The organism is Seonamhaeicola maritimus, assembly GCF_008056315.1.
Taxonomy (GTDB): Bacteria; Bacteroidota; Bacteroidia; order Flavobacteriales; family Flavobacteriaceae; genus Seonamhaeicola; species Seonamhaeicola maritimus.
Genome location: NZ_VRKQ01000010.1, coordinates 176274 through 194100 on the forward strand (window position 1 = coordinate 176274; position 17827 = coordinate 194100).

At 30.9% G+C, this 17827-nt stretch carries 20 protein-coding genes; 1 reads left to right on the plus strand and 19 read right to left on the minus strand.

All coding sequences use genetic code 11. The features are described 5' to 3' along the window. Positions 1-13: 13 nt before the first annotated feature. Positions 14-958 (minus strand): DUF4240 domain-containing protein, encoded by a 945-nt coding sequence (locus tag FUA22_RS08840; protein WP_147767605.1) that lies wholly within the window; start codon positions 956-958, stop codon positions 14-16. 219 nt (positions 959-1177) lie between these two features. Here FUA22_RS08840 and FUA22_RS08845 point away from each other — a divergent pair, with 219 nt between their 5' ends. Next, complete coding sequence (locus FUA22_RS08845) at positions 1178-2170, plus strand: IS110 family RNA-guided transposase (protein WP_147767606.1); 993 nt, start codon at positions 1178-1180, stop codon at positions 2168-2170. 59 nt (positions 2171-2229) lie between these two features. Here FUA22_RS08845 and FUA22_RS18590 read toward each other — a convergent pair whose 3' ends face one another. From FUA22_RS18590 to FUA22_RS08935, 18 genes are all read right to left on the minus strand, one after another. After that, a complete protein-coding gene (locus FUA22_RS18590; RefSeq protein ID WP_241664796.1) occupies positions 2230-3165 on the minus strand; it encodes a DUF6985 domain-containing protein in 936 nt (311 codons plus the stop codon). Positions 3166-3219: 54 nt separating this feature from the next. Beyond that, positions 3220-4137: a hypothetical protein gene (locus FUA22_RS08855; RefSeq protein WP_147767607.1), complete on the minus strand. Its 918-nt coding sequence runs from the start codon at positions 4135-4137 to the stop codon at positions 3220-3222. A gap of 291 nt (positions 4138-4428) precedes the next feature. Continuing rightward, entirely contained in the window at positions 4429-5016 is a 588-nt protein-coding gene (locus FUA22_RS08860) for a hypothetical protein (protein ID WP_147767608.1), read from the minus strand. Continuing rightward, complete coding sequence (locus tag FUA22_RS08865) at positions 5013-5516, minus strand: RNA polymerase sigma factor (protein ID WP_147767609.1); 504 nt, start codon at positions 5514-5516, stop codon at positions 5013-5015. Before FUA22_RS08865 ends, FUA22_RS08860 begins: the two co-directional genes overlap by 4 nt. A 245-nt stretch (positions 5517-5761) precedes the next feature. After that, positions 5762-6265, minus strand: coding sequence for an energy transducer TonB (locus FUA22_RS08870; RefSeq protein WP_147767610.1), 504 nt, complete (start codon positions 6263-6265; stop codon positions 5762-5764). 166 nt (positions 6266-6431) lie between these two features. Continuing rightward, positions 6432-6860 (minus strand): PH domain-containing protein, encoded by a 429-nt coding sequence (locus FUA22_RS08875; RefSeq protein WP_241664797.1) that lies wholly within the window; start codon positions 6858-6860, stop codon positions 6432-6434. A 175-nt stretch (positions 6861-7035) separates the two neighbouring features. Further along, a complete protein-coding gene (locus FUA22_RS08880; RefSeq protein ID WP_147767611.1) occupies positions 7036-7491 on the minus strand; it encodes a hypothetical protein in 456 nt (151 codons plus the stop codon). Positions 7492-7643: 152 nt separating this feature from the next. Next, the gene (locus FUA22_RS08885; protein ID WP_147767612.1) at positions 7644-8474 is read right to left on the minus strand and encodes a hypothetical protein; all 831 of its coding nucleotides are present in this window, start codon (positions 8472-8474) and stop codon (positions 7644-7646) included. Positions 8475-8655: 181 nt separating this feature from the next. Further along, complete coding sequence (locus tag FUA22_RS08890) at positions 8656-9306, minus strand: hypothetical protein (protein WP_147767613.1); 651 nt, start codon at positions 9304-9306, stop codon at positions 8656-8658. A gap of 167 nt (positions 9307-9473) precedes the next feature. Next, positions 9474-9788, minus strand: coding sequence for a hypothetical protein (locus FUA22_RS08895; RefSeq protein ID WP_147767614.1), 315 nt, complete (start codon positions 9786-9788; stop codon positions 9474-9476). Between the two features lie 151 nt (positions 9789-9939). Beyond that, positions 9940-10605, minus strand: coding sequence for a hypothetical protein (locus FUA22_RS08900; RefSeq protein WP_147767615.1), 666 nt, complete (start codon positions 10603-10605; stop codon positions 9940-9942). Between the two features lie 892 nt (positions 10606-11497). Next, positions 11498-12937, minus strand: a complete 1440-nt coding sequence (locus tag FUA22_RS08905; RefSeq protein WP_147767616.1) for a hypothetical protein — start codon at positions 12935-12937, stop codon at positions 11498-11500. Positions 12938-13108: 171 nt separating this feature from the next. Beyond that, positions 13109-13627, minus strand: coding sequence for a hypothetical protein (locus tag FUA22_RS08910; RefSeq protein WP_147767617.1), 519 nt, complete (start codon positions 13625-13627; stop codon positions 13109-13111). Between the two features lie 168 nt (positions 13628-13795). Beyond that, entirely contained in the window at positions 13796-14464 is a 669-nt protein-coding gene (locus tag FUA22_RS08915) for a hypothetical protein (RefSeq protein WP_147767618.1), read from the minus strand. Between the two features lie 148 nt (positions 14465-14612). Then, entirely contained in the window at positions 14613-15359 is a 747-nt protein-coding gene (locus FUA22_RS08920) for a hypothetical protein (RefSeq protein WP_147767619.1), read from the minus strand. A gap of 162 nt (positions 15360-15521) precedes the next feature. Next, the gene (locus FUA22_RS08925; protein ID WP_147767620.1) at positions 15522-15977 is read right to left on the minus strand and encodes a hypothetical protein; all 456 of its coding nucleotides are present in this window, start codon (positions 15975-15977) and stop codon (positions 15522-15524) included. Between the two features lie 160 nt (positions 15978-16137). Further along, the gene (locus FUA22_RS08930; RefSeq protein ID WP_170309883.1) at positions 16138-17064 is read right to left on the minus strand and encodes an alpha/beta hydrolase; all 927 of its coding nucleotides are present in this window, start codon (positions 17062-17064) and stop codon (positions 16138-16140) included. A 170-nt stretch (positions 17065-17234) separates the two neighbouring features. Next, positions 17235-17786, minus strand: coding sequence for a hypothetical protein (locus FUA22_RS08935; RefSeq protein ID WP_147767622.1), 552 nt, complete (start codon positions 17784-17786; stop codon positions 17235-17237). Between the last annotated feature and the right edge of the window lie 41 nt (positions 17787-17827).

A 17827-nucleotide genomic window follows, 5' to 3' on the forward strand; every position in this document is an offset into this window, starting at 1 on the left:
TTGGCAACCGTTTTTATTTCCATCCATTAATATTTGAATATGTTTCATAGTCGCAACCTGATTCGTATTCAAAGTCCTTTTTCATTTTCTGTTCATAAGCAGAAGTTGCAAGATAGAGCAGTGGTTCAAAATCCAAGTCTTTTGGCATTTTTTTAGAATCCAATATCACACTTTCAAACATACTTTTGCCATTGGCAATTACACAACATCTTGCATATAGAAAATAATCAGCCGAAAAGTTATCTTTTCCATATGAGTTTTCTCCAATATTCTTTGCGTTTTCCTCATTGTCTAATAAATAGAGTTTGTAGCTTAAATTCTCTTGAAACTGTTTTATTTCAGTCACTTTTTTATTAGCTAAAAACTTAATCGCTGTCAACATTCTTTCTTCATCATCACTTTTTGACCAATCGATTTTATCAATAACCTCCCAAAATGATTTTTCGTCCATCATTTTTTTAGGTTTCATATTTCTCTTTCGGTATTCTTCAGCTCTTTTTTCTGATTCAATTTTTGCTATCTCTACTTCTTGCTGAAATTCTTCTTTTTCATTTTCCCATCTCCATTCATAAAAAGCATCTTGCCCAAAGTTTTTATCAAAAGCTCCATAGTAAGGATGACATCCATTTGTGCTATCGCCAATTTCGATTTTGAAATTTCGTTCATCTTTTTTTAAAGGAATGTTTCCTAAATATTCAAAGTTCTCTATTCCTTTTAATATTCTTATTCCAATCGCAGATTTGTTGTTACAGAAGAAACGATTCTCAATTAAAATTTCTGTTAGGTTTTTATCGTTCAGTTTTGGTTTTTCTAATCCGATATATTTTGTAATTCCAACTAAAATACATTCTAAATCTTCTGTGAAACTCGTTTTTCCATTCGTTTTTAATATTCTGAATGCTCCGAAAAAATTTCTTTCGAGTTTAGAAATAAATATGTCTCCTTCTTTTACGGTCATTTCTCAAATGGTTGCCAACGGTTACCTTTACTTTGATTCATTAATTTAATAGAAGAAAAGAGGAGAACTAAAACGGTCTTTAGATTAAAGCTCCATTATACGTACTAGTCCTCTTTTCTTCTTAGATGTTGCATAGAACCAATTGGAATACCAGGTTTATAAGAACCCACTAAAGGAAATAGTTTATGCGACATAATATTAATTTACAATATTAAAAGTATGAAAAATTATGAAGAAGTAGTAGGAATTGATGTATCAAAAAAGACTATTGATGTAAAATGTCATTTAGCTGGGAAACATCATGTATTTAGCAATGAATACAAAGGGTATTTAAGCATGTTTAAATGGGTAAGAAAGACCACAAAAGGCGTTCAATTATTTTACTGTTTTGAAAACACAGGCAACTATTCACTAAAGTTAGCTAGTTACTTAACTTTGAAGGAAGTTCCATATGTAGAAGAGAGTCCAATAACAATAAAGCGGTCTTCAGGATTGGTCAGAGAAAAAAGCGATAAAATAGATGCTAGTATGATAGCTAGATATGCATGGCTATACAGAGAAGAACTAGAACCAAGTAAGCTAAAGGACATTGCTTTTCAAGAAATGGGAAGATTGCTAGGTCTTAGAGACCAATTGGTAAGGAACAGAGCTGGTCTAATTGGGACATTTAAAGAAACTCAGCAACTATTAAAAAGTTCATCTAAATATGTTGGCTGTGTCCTGCTTAAAAGGAGTACAGATTACTTAGCAAAGCAAATTAAGGCTATAGAAGCACGATTACAAGAACTTATATTGGAAAATGAGTCTTATTCTAAAAACTTCAGTTTGCTGCAATCTATGAAAGGAATTGGCTTTGTATTAGCGTGTCAATTAATTTATCATACACAAATTTTCAGTCGTTTTAAAACTTGGAGACAATTTTCGAGTTATTGTGGACTAGCACCTTATGAGTATAGTTCAGGAACAAGTATTCACAGACGTAAAAAATGTCATTATCTTGGAGATAGGAAAATGAAAAGTTTGTTGAGTATGGCTAGTATTTCTGCCATACAACATGACCAGGAACTAAGGTTGTATTATAAATCTAAAGTAGCTGAAGGAAAACCAAAAATGATTGCTTTGAACAATGTTAGAAATAAACTTTTAGCTAGAGCTTTTGATGTTGTAAAAAGAGGAACACCTTATGTGTTATTGAAACAATATGCAGCTTAAATAAAAATTTAAAATAGTTTGGATTTTATCTTGGAATACGCATAAGAGCAGTGGCGGATTTAAGACCAAAGTCTTTTCCACCAAGACCGACTTTTATTATTAGTTCTATCGTTTGATTTATCACTAAACCCGCCATTGCTTTTATGCATTGTTGGCAGCTGGCTTTTTTCTTTATTCTCAAATTGGCTCAGTAGTTCATCTTCTTCGTCTGGTTTGTCGAATGCATCAGCTTCAGTTATGTGTCCGTCTTGGTCACTAATCCGAGTCAGTTTTTTCCCTTGTCTAAATACCAATTGAAGTCCGTGTTCTCGTTCCCATTCGCACTCACAGGTCAAATTGATATAAATGTCTTCATCTCTACGATGCCTCCTAGTTACGTAAATGTCTTGTGGATAAATGAAATTCCATATTTCACTTTTGTCTTTGATGTCCCAAAGTGGCTTGTCAGCTTCATCGTATTCAACTGCATTTAAGAACTCCATACAATTTTGATAAGCAAGTTCACTAAGTTCTAGTCTGTCATTCGTTTGCTTTTCCAAGAATGATTTTAAAGCCTTGTCTGCTTCATTGATGAAATTTTGGTCACTTTCAGGAACCAAGTCCATAAATGTGATTTTCAATTTCTTATTATCAAAGAATCTAATTTCAATTGGCTCACTTTCCCACCAATCATCGAATTGGTCGTTTTGGAATAGAGTTCCAATTATTTCACTAGAAATAAACTTCTTTTCGTTTGATTCCCATTCGCTCTCAAAATCGGTCTTTGTGATTTCAAATTCACTAAATTCTTCCAAATCCAAATCTTGGTCGCCTAACATTCCGAATTCATCTTGGGTTTTTTCATTGCCATATTTGAGAACTATTCCGTTATCATATTTCTCAATCTGTCGTGATGGAAAACCTGAATCATTAGTTTCAATAAAAAATGTAGAAGTTCCCCAATCATCGTATTGGTCGCCCCTTGTTTCATTCCATTTTCTTTTGAAATATTTCATTCGTTATTCGTTTTCGGCTTGCTGCCAACGGTTTGGCTATGCGCAGTGGCGGGTTTATGACCACATACTTTTCAGCTTAGACCAAAAGTTTGTTTTTGTTTCTAATTTATCTTTTTGCACTTCAGCCGCCATTGTCGTATAGGTATTGTTACCCAACGTTATTTTTAATCTTTCTTTAGTTTTTAACTCAAATCTCTTTTTCCATTCGTCAAGATTAAAGTTATATCTTTCTTGAAATGAAGATGTTTCCCAGTACATCATTAAAGCATAGTTTTGTTCCATTAACAAAGCTCTATTAACATCTCCAATATCATTGAGTCCAGCAATAATTTCGGTAATAATTAAATAATCTTCATTCTCTTTTTTGCCTCCAAAACTAAATTCAAGTTTTTCACGATTCTTAATCAAAGGGTGGCTTTTCAATTCCTCAACAGGATTTAAAGCCTTAATCATTCTTATAGCGTTTTGAGAAGGGAATTCAATCGCCCAGTTTGATAGAATTGAATTAATTATATTCTTTTGAAATTCTAATTCATTACCGATTCTTTTCTGTTGAGAAGCTAGTTTGAACCAATTTTCACTTAATTCTCCAAAACTATCGGTACTTTGCTTATAAAATTGAATAGCCTTTTCAGGATTATTTTGTTTCAATTGCTCATTTCCTTTGTTAAGGAAATTCAAGACAAATTTTTCATCATCAACTTCTTCTTCTCCCCAATCAAAATCATTTAATTTATACCACTCTAGAAATTTACCCAAGTTTGAAAACCTTGGTGCAATAATTCCTTCATCGTGAATCATTTCACAAATAATTGGTTCTTGATTTTCTTTTCCAAACTCCCAATAAAAACCAAAATAATCTCCATTTCCTAAACTTGCTTCATCAAATTGTAAAAATCCGTTAGGTGGATATACTCCAACCTCTATTTCTGAATTTATAGAAACTTCATCTATTTTTTCTGGTAATTTCATTTTTTTCTAATGTATGCTAACGGTCTAGTGTATGATTTCGTTGCGTGGTTCAAGCAATAAAGTTAGCAAATAAATCACAGATAGAAAGTCCTCGCGGACTTTCTTAAGTAAGCTCTAACTAGCAATGAATTATACACATTGTTGCCATTAGTACTTTTTATTCCTAATTTGATTTCTCTTTTGTTTGATTGTTTCTCTTCTTGTTTTTGAAGTTGAAAATCGCAAAATTTTTGACAATTGTTCTAAAAAGCTTCTTGAAGCTTTCGAGGGTCTATATTTGGATTTCATATGCTATTTTTCCAATTGATTTATTAATTCATTAATTCCAGATATCCTTGGAGTTATTTCTCTTTTTACTCTTTTTTTATTTAAGAAATATCCATAAATACCTATTCCGATGGTAGCCACATTAATAAGGGCAATCAAATGTATTGGAACTTTTTCCCAAACGCTGATAGTGAATAACAACATTATTGGGTAAACTGGTAATATTCCCCAATAGAAGTATGTTTTAAGGAATTTCTTTTGTGCTTGAAGATATTCCCTGTTTTTTTTGAGATAATTGAGATAATTATTTTCCAAGTCACTAGGCTGAAACTTTTTGACACCTCGATATTTTATTATTAAATAAACTGCACAAATAATCATTAAAGCCAATGCTATTTTTGTCAGAATGAATGGAATCTTGAATAATAAAAAAGTAGATAATAAAACTCCAAATATGGCCAAAACCATTTCTGAAAGTTCTATATAGTTCCACCATTTGTCTAAACGCTTTAAACTCGATTGTAATTCTATCATTAATTTTGATTTCTCAAATTTTATACGCTCTTGATTACTGGAAGATTGCCAGATTTTAATTAATTCATCTTCTATCATAATATTCCATTTATACAGTTAAATAATTTTGATTTAATCCGCTTGATTTTTACGGCTATGTGATTTTCAGATAACCCAAGTATGTCTGAAATTTCTCGGTATGCTATTCCCTCCAAGTACAAAGCAATTATTGCTTTGTCTCCATCATTCAATTTTTTCACACACTTTCTTAAAGCTATTATTTTTTCATCATTATTTTCATCATCTACTTTAGAGCTGATATTGATAATAGCTATGCTATCTAATCTTATAAATCGGTTTTGGTTTTTCGTGTATTTTGATTTGAAGCGAAGACAAACATTTAATGCTATCCTAAACATCCAAGTACCAATAGATGAATTGCCTTTAAATGAACTCATCGACTTCCAGATTTGAACTAAAACCTCTTGAAATAGGTCTTTTGAGTCTTCATTATTATCAGAATATATTGAACAAAGCCTATATAATTTATCTTGGTTTTCCTCAAGTTCGGATAGAAATAGGCTTTTTTGTTTTTCCATTTTTAATACTTCCCTTTACTACTTTAGTTACCATAGTTCGAGAAATATGACAATTTAAAGAACATTTTTTTAAAAAGGATGAATTTTTACGGTTTGGTAGGTATTAATGGCAACGGTTTTGTATAAGATTTGTGCGGCTTAAAATCGTAATATTTTCAGCCTTTTACAAATGTTTATTGGTTGTTTTGGTTTTCAATTTTTGTTTAAATGTAAGCATAAATTTTATACGGTGTTGTGCATAGTTTTTATTTCTCCGTTACAAATTTAAATGGTAAAAGGAATTTCACTTTAACTTTTTTATTTTTAGATAATTCAGCAGGTTTCCAGTCAGGTAACTTAGAAATTACATCATAGCAAGATTTGTCAATATGATTTTTAAATCCTTCTATAATTTCAATATCAACAACCTTTCCTAATGTGTCAACAACAAATGTCGCTTTAACTTTTCCCTCAACTTTTTCAATAAATCCTTGTTTAAAAGAAAAGTTATTTTGAATAAATATTGTCAGAGAATCTAGTCCGCCTGGAAATTCAGGCATTTTCTTTAAACTTGCAAAATTTATTTGTTCGTCATTTTCGTCTAAAACTTGGTATTCCAAATTCAGAGCGTTTTTAGATTCCACTTTTTTAAATTCCGATTGAGTGTGTTCATTTTTAGATTCAGAAGATTTTTCCGTTTCTGTTTTTTCCGAATTTTTACAAGAAATCAGAAGTAAAATTGTCAATATAATTCCTATTATTTTATTCAATTTGTGAGTTTTCTCAAATTATGCACAACGGTCTAGTATAACCGTCAGTTACGGGTTTATATGCGTTAATTTTCGGTTTATCACTGCCTTTAGCAATTCCGCGTGGATTCGGACGTAGTCGAATCCGCCGTAATTGCGGTTATACATTGTTGTGGTGTCGTTTTTTTTATTCAGTCAGTTTGTTTTCAATTTTTCGGTTCTTTTTAGTCAATTCATTTGCAAATTCAAATTTATCTTTTGGGGAAATTATAATTAAGCCATATTGTTCATAAGTCAGTTCAATTCTGTCTAAGGATGGAGCAGGAGATGAAATTAAATTCTCACTCTTTTTTATTGACCTGATTTTATTAATGTCAAATAACTTGTTGTAAATAAATCCACATTTTACTTTCAATAGATTGTCCTTAGTAATGGTATATTCGGTTGAAAAGTTCAGGTAAAGGAAAAACCCGTAAACCAAAGCGAATATTCCACAAACTGAAACTATTACTTTTATGGGTTCGTTTTGATAAATCATAAATCCAATAATCGTTCCGAAAATTACTGTTAGAAACACTATTATTTTATAACCAAATTTTGATTTGTAAGTTGCCATTTTATAATTCCTTTTGTTAAATATTTGTGCGATGTTCTTAAATGCACCACAACGGTTACGTATAAGAATAGTGCGTAGTTTGAGTGCGAGGATTTTCCGAAGGAAAATCGGATGCAAGCAAACAAGCACTAACTTTTGATTTAGGAATAAACTTACGCATTATTTTTATACGATGTTAGGCAACGTTTTTTTTATTCATTCGGTCAACCAAAAATCCAATTCCGATTGAACTTGGTATTGTTATCCAACCAAAGAATAATAAACTTCCTCCAGTCATTACAATTCCATAAATCAGCATTTGCCATATTTGAGCTGGTGGGTCTCCTAAAGAACCTGTACAATTTCCAGTAGTCCAATAGCAAATATTCATTCCGATATTTAGCAATATCCAACATAGATAATGTGAAACTGTTCCAGTTAAAAGTCCGATTAAAATCAGTTTTCCGTTTCTTTTTTCAGTCGATTTTTTAAAAATCAGTTTCCAAAAATGAAATCCGCATACAAAAGCTGAAATTGGAGCTCCAATTGCTAAAATCCAATATCCGTTTCCGATTGCAGAATACGCAATATATATTCCTAGTATAAGTCCGACGATTGAATTTAATGTTCCGAATTTAATTGCGTTACTCATTTTTTTCAATGTTGCCTAACGTGTTTGTATATGGTTTGTTGCGTGGTTTAGCACGTAATTTAGCAAATAAAAACCGAATAGAAAATCCGCGAGGATTTTCGTAAGTAGGCTAGAACTAGCAATAAATTATATACGGTGTTGGCAACTGGCTTTTATTTCGTTTTTGGTTTATCTTTTAGCAGAATTAAACTTCTTGGTTCTCTTCTTTTTATAATATTAGGAATTCGTTCTTCTACAAGTCCTTTTCTACCATCTTTTGGATTTTTTTCTCTGCCATTTTTGACATCAATTGTTGTCATTATATTGACGAACATTGTATTTTGTTCTTTTCCTGTTTCTTCTTCTAACTTCTTAATATCTTCTTCCGCTTTCTTTTTGTATCCATAATGGTCAAATGTTTCAAAACACTCATTTTGATATTTGCTTTTTAATTTTAAAAGAGATTGTTCTATTATTTTCATAACAGAATTTCCGAATTTTATGGATTCTTTTTTTGTCGGTATATATCCTTTATGTATAACTTTATTTCTAAAAGGAATTTCACTATTAGGATTTAATAATAATGGTTCTTCTCCGAATACTTGTAGGTAAAGCATTATATAAGCACCAAGTTGTCTTTCTGATTGACTTGAGATTTTTTTCCAAGATTTATCTATTAATTCGAAATCATTTTTCGATGTTCTTAATATGGTTTTGATAAAAAACTCAAAATACCTTTCCATTGCCGAAGTCAGCGAAGAAACTGATTCACGATAATATCCATCAACGATAGCATTAAGTCCATATTCGAATAGAATTTCAAAGTTGATATTATCAATAACTGTTTTTGCCTTATGACCTTTTAAACAAGTGAATTCATAAATTCCGTTATTGTTGACTTGCTCAAATGGTGTTGGTATTGAAGTTCCGTCAAATGTTTTATCTTCTCCTTTTTCGACTTGTTCAATAATGCAATCAAAGCAAGCTAAATCTAATAGCATCATATTTTATTCGTTCTGTTTTTCAGCTTGTTGCCAACGGTTACGTATATGAAATGTTGCGTGTTTGTGTGCGAGGATTTTCCGAAGGAAAATCAGAAGCTAGCAAACAAAGAAAGTCACGTTGGTTAAGCTAAAATTAGCAATTTTTTATATACAATGTTAGCCAAAGTATTTTTCTCTATTTTCAATAAAGTATCATATCCTCGTCTAAATAATCTTTTTTAAATTTTTCTTTGTTTATTTTTTCGTTATTATCAACTATATAATCTAGTTTTTTTGTCCAATCTTTAATTTTCCATTTTCCACTCTCTTTAGAAAAACTAAATTCAAGTTCGTTTTTCAACCAATCTTTATTTTTTGCTAATTCATGAATTTTGTAAAAACTTAATCTGTTTTCTTCATAATTAATTTTAGCTTCTAAAGTTCCAGATTCGGAATATTTTTCCCAAACTCCAATTTTTTGAACTGAACCTATAGTATACCCTTTAAGTTTTATTTTTCCATTTTTATGAAAGTAATTCCAATATTGAATTTTAGTATTTTCATTAACTATGTATCTGATTATAGACTTGCCATTTTTGTAATCTAAAAAATTTATATAATAGCCATTTATACTTACTGTTAGTTCTTTTCTATCATAAACAGTTTTTGTTTTATCTGTAGGGATTTTAATTTTTTCATATTTTTCTTTATCAAATAAATTCTCAATAAATGAATTCATTGGGTATTCTTGTAACCAATCTATTTTGATTAAGCTTGAAGAGGTAGTCTTTTGACTACAACTTTTAAAAAAAGAAGATATACTTAAGATAATAAGTAAATAGATTTTTTTCATTTTCATATTTTGGCTAACGGTTGGGCTATGATTCCATTGCGATGAAATTCGGTAGAATTTCGCAGTAGGAATCAATAGCTTTATTTCTTACATAAATTTACGAATAAGTACGTTCATAGCAATGGATTATAGCCGATGTTAGCTAACGTTTTTTAATTCAAAATAATTTATTCGGATATGAGATATGGCCAAATAGGGAAAAAGACCAGAATTAAAAGTAAAATGGAGAGGATAATACCAATTATTCCGATTTTTTTTTCGATTCTGTAGGACTTAATTCCTAGGGCCAATCCAAACAATGAAATTCCAATAGCAATACTTCTATTAATCCAATTTGTCATAACAACACTAGGTGTCACACCGCCTTCAGCTTCAAATTTTGAAGCAAATTCCATATAATTCTGGGAGAACTCGTAATTAATCCAAACTATAAGACAAATTCCAGTTATTGCTAGAATTATTGATGCAATTCCGTATTTCATTTTTAATGTTTGCTAACGTGTTTGTATATGGAAAGTTGCGGGTTTACGTGCAAGGATTTTCCGAAGGAAAATCAGACGTAGCAAAACAGCAACGACCTTTGGTTAAGCACTAAAATAGCAATTATTTTTATACGGTGTTACCACACGTTTTTTATTCCGTTATTTTTAATTTAGTCAATAATTGTTCATTAGAAAATCCAGAACAACTGTCGTCTTGAAAATTGAGCATTTCAATTCCATTGTCAAGATTATAACTAATTCCGAAATTACAAGAATTGTCAGCATTTTGCATTAAATTCAGTTTACGCTCAAACAAAGCTATTCTGTCAATAACAGATTCCGTTATTTTTATTTTTCCACGCTTTATTCTTTTTCCGTTTTTGTAATATTTATATTTTAGAAATCCATTTTTAGGTTTTAAAATCAGTTTGTCAGATTCAAAAGTCTGATGTCCCCAAGTTGTGTTTAAAATCCAACTTTTGTCGTTTTGGATTGATTCTTTTATTAGAGATTCCTTTTCGTAATCTTTGTATTTATTTACACAGATTTTTATTTCATTCAGTTTCTTTGCGTTTGTAAAAGTTGTGTCAATTATCTGTCCAAAAATGTTCGTGTATTCGATTTTTAAAAAGTCCGAGTTATTGACTAAAATCCTTTTTTGATTTCCCCAGTATTTTTCTGTTTGTTCAAATTTTTGGTCAGTCAGAATTTTAGGTTTAGCTCTATCTAACAAAAACATTGTAAATCCATTTTCTTGAATACAATCATTCGGAACTAATTCAATTCTGTTTTGGGCAAACAAAAAGAATGAATTCAAAACTAAAATTGTTGATATGAAAAGTGTTTTTCTCAAATGTGTGGTAACGGTTGGTGTAAGAATAGTGCGGATTTGAGAGAGGCTGATTTTCCGAAGGAAAATCGGACGCAAGCAAATCAGCACGGACTTACGATTGAGGAATAAACTTACGCATTATTTTTACACTTTGTTGTACATAGTGCATTTTTAATGTAAGAAGCTAAATAGCTCGTAATAAGTTATTTTATTTAATAAGTAAGGTAAAAACGTCAACAATAAAATTCTAAACAATTCCTTTCTATTCTCTTTCAAGTTTTCTGCCAAAAGGTTAATTTCGACTATACTTTTCAATTTATAGATTGATATACCAATTAAAATTAACAAAAGTAGGTTCTCACCAGAATAATATATAGTGAAAACACCGAATCGTAACATTCCGTATAACGAGTAAATTATCAATGGGATAATTAGATATAAAATTGAATAATCTTTCTGTGATTCAGTTTTTGAAAATTTAATTCCAATTAAAAGACATAATATTCCACCAATGATTTTTGAGTAAGCTATAATAATTGGAATCATTACAAACCAAAGAACATTTGGTTGAGAATATTTATATATAAGACCAAAACCAGATATTAAATATAGAACACCAAAAATCAACCAAAAAATTCCAATTATTCTTTTCGTTTTCATTTTTCCTGCATTGTGTACAACGGACTTGTGTATGAAACGTAGCGTGCAAAAGGACACGAACTTTTCGGATTAACACAGAGCCGAATTTTTATATTTTGTTTTTAATTTTTCTCTTTTAAAAATCCAAATTAAAAATTTGGCGGACTTTCTAAATATACACAAACCTTTCGATTAAGCACTTATTAGCTATGTTTTATACACCGTGTTGTATGCAGTGTTATTTTTTTAGTCTCTTTTTTATACTGGACCAAAAGTTTAATGTTTTTTCTTTTTTAGCATTTTCAAGTTCAGGTTTCCAGTATTCATCCCAATCATCAAGTTTGAGTATGTTTTTGGGCTCTAATTTTAGCTTTTCAATTAGGTTGTCTATTTTTAATATTGTCTCCTTTCCTGTTTTAATGATAGTATACTTATCTGGGTGTAAAAAAATATCAGAAACCCCAAATGTCCCGATTTTACCCAAAGGCATACGAATCCAAGTGTCTGTTTTAGGATGCCAAAATTGAGCTAAATCTACTGACTTACTCGTTCTACCAAACCTTTTTAATACAGCCCAATCCTCTGAGTACTTTTTAATATTGGTTTTTGAATCCATATATTCTAAAGTTCGTTTTCTTGTTTTTTTAGTTTTAAAATCAATTTCGATTAAGTCTCCTTTTGAAACATAAACAACTCGATTATTGCCTGTTTGAAAAACACTAAAGTCAGAATGTTCTTCTGCAAATAATCCTGTATCAATAAGTTTTCTATTTTCCCATTTGTAAAAGACAAAATAAAGAAGAATATAAACATCACCATTTCCTGTTTTAAATACTCTTGGAAATTCTCCGTGGATATATCTTCGAGGTGTATTTACTTCTAATATTTTTTTACATTTTCTATTGCCAGTGGCTACAGAAGAGACCAGCCAAACATTTTTTTTATCTAAGATTAACAGGTCGTTATTAACCCAAAAAGGAAAAGCTAAAGTTGGAATTTTATCAGTAGAAGTTACTTGTTCCCAAGTATTGATATCGAATGGAGTTTTACTGATTTTAATAGTTCCAGTTTTATCAAGTTCGTTCTTAAATATAGCACAATGGTAATTGTTCGTTATAGAAGAATCAGTATAATTAACAGCTTTAGTTTCAAACTTTTCTAATGGCCATATTTTAGTGTCAATAAAATAATATTTGCTTTTTTCATAACCACCACCTTTTGTGTAAAATCTTTCTTGACAGACGGATAATGGATAGTTTAATTTTAAATGACCTTTTATAGATTGCTTTTCAAAAGGGATTTGTGAGGATAGGTTTATTAGTTTTGCAGATGTACCCCATTTTTTTCTTGGTTGTTTTTGAAGTTGAAAAGAGATTTTATTTTTTTTGTTTTCCCTTTCAAAGTCTATTTTATTTTCCTCTTTTATTAGCACCAAGCAATATGAGTCACTATCTTCTATTATATTATAAAGAGCAAGGTTGAATGTACTTAATTCCTGGCCTAAAGCAAGTAGGTATTCGTCTGTAGGTTCAGAATTATAGTTGTCAAAAAGTAATTTAAATTTACTTTCAGAAAAAACACTCTGATGCTCAGTCCATTTTTGAGTAAGTAAAGAAACAGTTTCGTTAATTTCTTCTTTCCAATCAATTCTAATGCAATTGCTGTCAGTATAATTCATTTAAATTAATTAGTTTTTTTTTTGGCATTGCATACAACGGTTTGTATAAGAATAGTGCGTTTTTGTGTCCGAGGATTTTCCATAGGAAAATCGGAGTGACCAAAAGAGCACTAACCTTTTGATTTAGTATTAAACTTAAGCATTATTTTTATGCAATGTTGTGCGTAGGTTTTATTTTTTATTCAATTCAAAAGTTCCTTTGTCCATTGGGAAACTAGAATCATATTCGCCATTTATTTCAATTCCGTCATTGTCCTTAATTCCACCATATTCGATTAATTGTCCGTTACCAAAAGATAATTTAGCTTTAAAAAAACTTGGGTTGGATTGAACACGTTCATTTGGTCTTCTTTTTTGTGCTAAATTATTTCCATTAATATCAGATTCCGAAAAGTTACCTGATAATTCCACTATTTTATTTTGTCCAGGTTTATAAAGACTCCAAAGATTATAGTAAATCAAAGTTTCGCTTTTAAAATCCGTGTTATTTTTTTCTGGAATTGTAGTTAGGACTTTTCCACTAATAAGAGCGTACTCAGAACTGCTCCATTTTCCGTTCCAATTTGATTCCTCAAAGTTTTCTGGAATTGAAGTTCTATAGACAATTTCGTTCGATATAAACACAATAACAAATAGAATCAAAACTGTTATTAAAATTCGTTTTAATATTTTCAGCAATCTTTTTTTCATTCAGATTTCAGTTTTTCTCAACTTACGCATAACGGTCTAGTACAACCGTCAGTTACGGGTTTATATGTGTTAATTTTTGATTTGGCACAGACTTTAGCAATTCCAAGTGGATTCGGACATAGGCGAATCCGTCGTTTTTGCGGTTATACATTGTTGTACGCAGTTTTTTCATACTCCCATTATAACTTTATAATAGTCAAATTGCTCAATTTCTCCGTTTTCCTTTATTCTAAAAAATACTTTGTCAATTATATTCGAAGCATTAGAAAAATTTAAAAGATACCATTGGTTCTTTTTCAAGTCCGTAGGTAGCGTGTCAAACACATTTTTCGAATAATCGTAAAATTTTAGGTCAGCCACTCCGTCTTTCGTGAAAACCCACTTGTAATTTTCACTTTTTTCAAAAAATCTGATTTTTCTTTGGGCTTCAAACGGAAAGTTTTCACTGATAATACTGTCAATAAGATTTTTACTATCAATGTATTCCATAATTCTTTTGTCGTGTTCTTCTCCGCCAAGTGAGTTTCCGTTCAAAGTCATTATGGTGTCCATTTTCTTGCGATTTTTAGAAATCAAACTTTTTTCTGTTTGATTATATACGTTTTCGCCTAAATGTCCAGAAAATCCTTTTGTTGGTCCACAAAAGAGTGATGTTCCATCAGTATATTTTGTCGGTCTCCCTTCTTCATTAAATTCTGTTACGAATATTTCAATCAAGTCAAATCCGTCTTGAATCGGTTTGTCTCTATTTATTCCTTCTTTAGTAATTTGATATGAAGGGTCACTACATCCAAATAAGACTAAAAAAATGATGAAATATGTAGTTCTGATGTTCATTTCTCAAATTGCGTACAACGTGTTTGTATATGGTTTGTTGCGTGTTTTAAGCACCTAATTTAGCAAATACAAACCGAATAGAAAATCCGCGAGGATTTTCGTAAGTAGGCTAGAACTAGCAATAAATTATATACGGTGTTGGCACACGTTATTTTTCCGATTTTGTTTTAATTATTATAACTCCGTTTTTTCCTTTTTCTCCGTATTTTTCAATTGCAGATTCTTTTAAAACTGTAACCGATTCGATATCTTCAGGTTTGTATTTTTCAATTTCGGCTTTAGTAACTTCTTTTCCGTTTAAAATTATCAACGGTTCTTTTTTATTGTTTTGAATAAATTCATAACAGTTTGATACAATATCAATTCCTTCAATTGATTTTGTTAGATAGAATTTTTCGTCTATTGGATATCTTGATTCTTTCGTTTCGTCAATTGCCACATAGAAATACATAGACTTATCAGTTAGACTCCAATAGTCTGAACAACCTCTTGAACTCCAAGTGTTAAATTTCGGATACTTTTCAAGAACTTTTTCCGCTGTCAAATTTGAAAGGTCAATATAGTTTCCATCTGGTAATTTTCCTTTAAATTCTTTCGTTAATCTTATTTTCGAAATTAATTCAGTATCTCTGTCTTTTTGGAAAATTATTCCATTGTAAAGTTTTGAAATATATCCTTTTCTATTCTCAAATCGAGCATCTTGAACAAAACCATCAGAGCATAAATCCATTTCTATTAATTCCACTTCTTTCAAATTTTCATCCTGTTTTTTTAATTCAGATAATGTTAATTCACAAAGTTTTATTTCTGAAAGCTTAATTGTCTTTAGTTCCGAATTTTGACCGAACAAATTGAAAGTTGAAATTAAAATAATTATGGTTAAATAAATTTTCATATGTCGTTTTTCCTAATGTGTGCCAACGGTTACGTATACGGAAAGTTGCGTGGTTTGTGTGCGAGGATTTTCCGAAGGAAAATCAGAAGCTAGCAAACGAGCAACTAACATAGGTTAAGCTAAAAATAGCAATTTTTTATATACAATGTTACCCACAGTATTTTATTTTTCCCCCTTAATAGAACTAAACACAGGTACTTCGATTTTTTCATTTCCGAACTTAAAAACGGTCATTAATTTAATCGGATTCCATCCCTCTTTTGTTGGAGAATACTCATATTCGAATTCATTAACTGAAAGATTTTCTATAATCAATTTACGACTGTCATCATTCAATATTTGGTAAACATCATATTCAGGAATATTCTCTAAGTAATTGAAGACAAATTTCACTTTCGTTTTTTCATTAACTTTAAAATTCTCCTTAGATGTTTGTACTATTATATTTGAATGAGATATTTTGTCTTTTTTTGATTTTGAAATTGAGTCTTTTAATTCCGATAAATTCTTTTCAAGAATAGTTATCCGATTTTTCAATTCCTTAGTTTCATCTTTTTTACACGATAAAAAAACTAAAGGAATGAATATTAAAATCAGGGTGCGCGTGAGTTTTGTCATATTGTGGGTAACGGTAAATTGTATGAGTAGTGGCAGATTGCATGGTAGTTTTCTTTCAAACAACTATGTGGTTTGAGTGGGCTACAAACCTTGATTATTAGCACTTATCCTGCCATTACTTATACAAAATGTTGGCTGTAGTTTTCTAATTTCTCTTATCTCATTTTAAGTTCTTTACAAACCAATCAGTCACTTTTTCAATATATTCAACAGGAGGTTTATGCCCTGTATCATATTCTACAAATTCTTTCTTTTGAATTGGAATGAGTTCGAATAGCTGATAGGCTTCCTTCATTGTATACCACGAATCTTTATTCCCCATAAACATAAGAAATGAGTTGCATTGAACACGACTTGCGAACGTAGCGGATTCAATTGGTTGATATTTAGGATTCCTTAATTGTGGCGTCACTCCTGCTATTGCTGTTTTGATTCGTGAATCCACGCTTGTCATCTGAAATGTAATTAAACCACCCATGCTAAGTCCTAACATACCGATTCGAGTAGAATCAATTTCCTTACGAGTTGATAAATAATCTATAGCACGACGGTATTCACACGTAGTTTGCATAATCATATTCCTTGCGGCAATAGGATATTTAAGTGAAGGTCCTTCATAATCGTTCTCAGCTGAACGCTCCCCATGATAGACAGCATCTAAAATCATTACAGCAAAACCATTGCTAAGCAATGCCTTCGTTACCTGACCGCCTTTTGGCCAACTCATATCATCGAACCAGCGTTCCTTTGAACCAAATATACCATCGACAATTAAAACAACTGGATGAGAACTAGCACCATTTTTCGGAATAACTAAATAGGATGGTACTCGACTGTAATTAACCCCTGTAAAAATAATTTTTTCTCGGGTTCCGTATGGAAGCTTCTGACTGCCAACAATTCCTGCATCTAATGGTATATCGGAATCGTAGTCATAAAATTGAACAATAGAGCGATAAATTTCATCACTAACAACTGGTAAATTGCCATTGGTATCAACATTTGTATTCTGTCCAAAGGTGGAAGCAAGAAATATAAAATGGCAACTAAATGAAAGTAATAAATTTAAAAGAATTGATTTTTTCATATTATTTATTTTAATATTTACATGCATTTAAATTACAGCCAACGGTTGGGCTATGGTTTGTTGCGTGAAAATCCACTAGGATTTTCCGCCGTAAAACAAACTTAGCGAAAAGGAAGGAATTTTCGGTAGAAAATTCCGAAGCAATGAATTATAGCCGTTGTTGTATGCAGTTATTTTATCAGTCGAAATGAATTCATAAAGACATCCACATTTTTGTCATCCTGTCCGATATACGTAATCGTGTAAACTCTATTCCCGTTTCTAAATAGTTTGCCTTGAATATGTCCTTTGATTCCCTTCTCGATTGCATTCTGTTTAAGGTTCAGAACGAAATAATGACCACTCAATCCATGTTGTTCAATAGGTTCTTGAAATTCCAATTTAAACGCTTCGGCCATTTTATTAGAAAAGTTAGTAACTCCTTGCGAATAAATTTGTTCGTCTGTCATTGACTTAATCATATGCTCTGGATAGTCGTTGTATTCTATTGAGAATATTTTATTTGGACCTAAAGAAGAACGGAATAAGTGAAGTTGAAACTTATCCAATCCAATTTGATTGTCAATTGCGGAATATCCTGGTTTAGTTGGGAAATCGGCAATAAAGTTCCCTTGTTCAGAGGCAAATTCTCCACCTTTAGTTTTGTAAATCATTTTATCCGACTCATTACCGCATGAAAGGAAAGTCAGAATGGTTAAGGTCAAAAGCAGTTTTTGTATCATTTACGTTTTCTTTAATTGCATACAACGGTATCGGCTATGAT

Coding starts and splice junctions, on each gene's coding strand:
- FUA22_RS08840 (WP_147767605.1), bottom strand. CDS start 958: ATGACCGTAAAAGAAGGAGACATATTTATTTCTAAACTCGAAAGAAAT.
- FUA22_RS08845 (WP_147767606.1), top strand. CDS start 1,178: ATGAAAAATTATGAAGAAGTAGTAGGAATTGATGTATCAAAAAAGACT.
- FUA22_RS18590 (WP_241664796.1), bottom strand. CDS start 3,165: ATGAAATATTTCAAAAGAAAATGGAATGAAACAAGGGGCGACCAATAC.
- FUA22_RS08855 (WP_147767607.1), bottom strand. CDS start 4,137: ATGAAATTACCAGAAAAAATAGATGAAGTTTCTATAAATTCAGAAATA.
- FUA22_RS08860 (WP_147767608.1), bottom strand. CDS start 5,016: ATGATAGAAGATGAATTAATTAAAATCTGGCAATCTTCCAGTAATCAA.
- FUA22_RS08865 (WP_147767609.1), bottom strand. CDS start 5,516: ATGGAAAAACAAAAAAGCCTATTTCTATCCGAACTTGAGGAAAACCAA.
- FUA22_RS08875 (WP_241664797.1), bottom strand. CDS start 6,860: ATGGCAACTTACAAATCAAAATTTGGTTATAAAATAATAGTGTTTCTA.
- FUA22_RS08880 (WP_147767611.1), bottom strand. CDS start 7,491: ATGAGTAACGCAATTAAATTCGGAACATTAAATTCAATCGTCGGACTT.
- FUA22_RS08885 (WP_147767612.1), bottom strand. CDS start 8,474: ATGATGCTATTAGATTTAGCTTGCTTTGATTGCATTATTGAACAAGTC.
- FUA22_RS08890 (WP_147767613.1), bottom strand. CDS start 9,306: ATGAAAAAAATCTATTTACTTATTATCTTAAGTATATCTTCTTTTTTT.
- FUA22_RS08895 (WP_147767614.1), bottom strand. CDS start 9,788: ATGAAATACGGAATTGCATCAATAATTCTAGCAATAACTGGAATTTGT.
- FUA22_RS08905 (WP_147767616.1), bottom strand. CDS start 12,937: ATGAATTATACTGACAGCAATTGCATTAGAATTGATTGGAAAGAAGAA.
- FUA22_RS08910 (WP_147767617.1), bottom strand. CDS start 13,627: ATGAAAAAAAGATTGCTGAAAATATTAAAACGAATTTTAATAACAGTT.
- FUA22_RS08915 (WP_147767618.1), bottom strand. CDS start 14,464: ATGAACATCAGAACTACATATTTCATCATTTTTTTAGTCTTATTTGGA.
- FUA22_RS08920 (WP_147767619.1), bottom strand. CDS start 15,359: ATGAAAATTTATTTAACCATAATTATTTTAATTTCAACTTTCAATTTG.
- FUA22_RS08925 (WP_147767620.1), bottom strand. CDS start 15,977: ATGACAAAACTCACGCGCACCCTGATTTTAATATTCATTCCTTTAGTT.
- FUA22_RS08930 (WP_170309883.1), bottom strand. CDS start 17,064: ATGAAAAAATCAATTCTTTTAAATTTATTACTTTCATTTAGTTGCCAT.
- FUA22_RS08935 (WP_147767622.1), bottom strand. CDS start 17,786: ATGATACAAAAACTGCTTTTGACCTTAACCATTCTGACTTTCCTTTCA.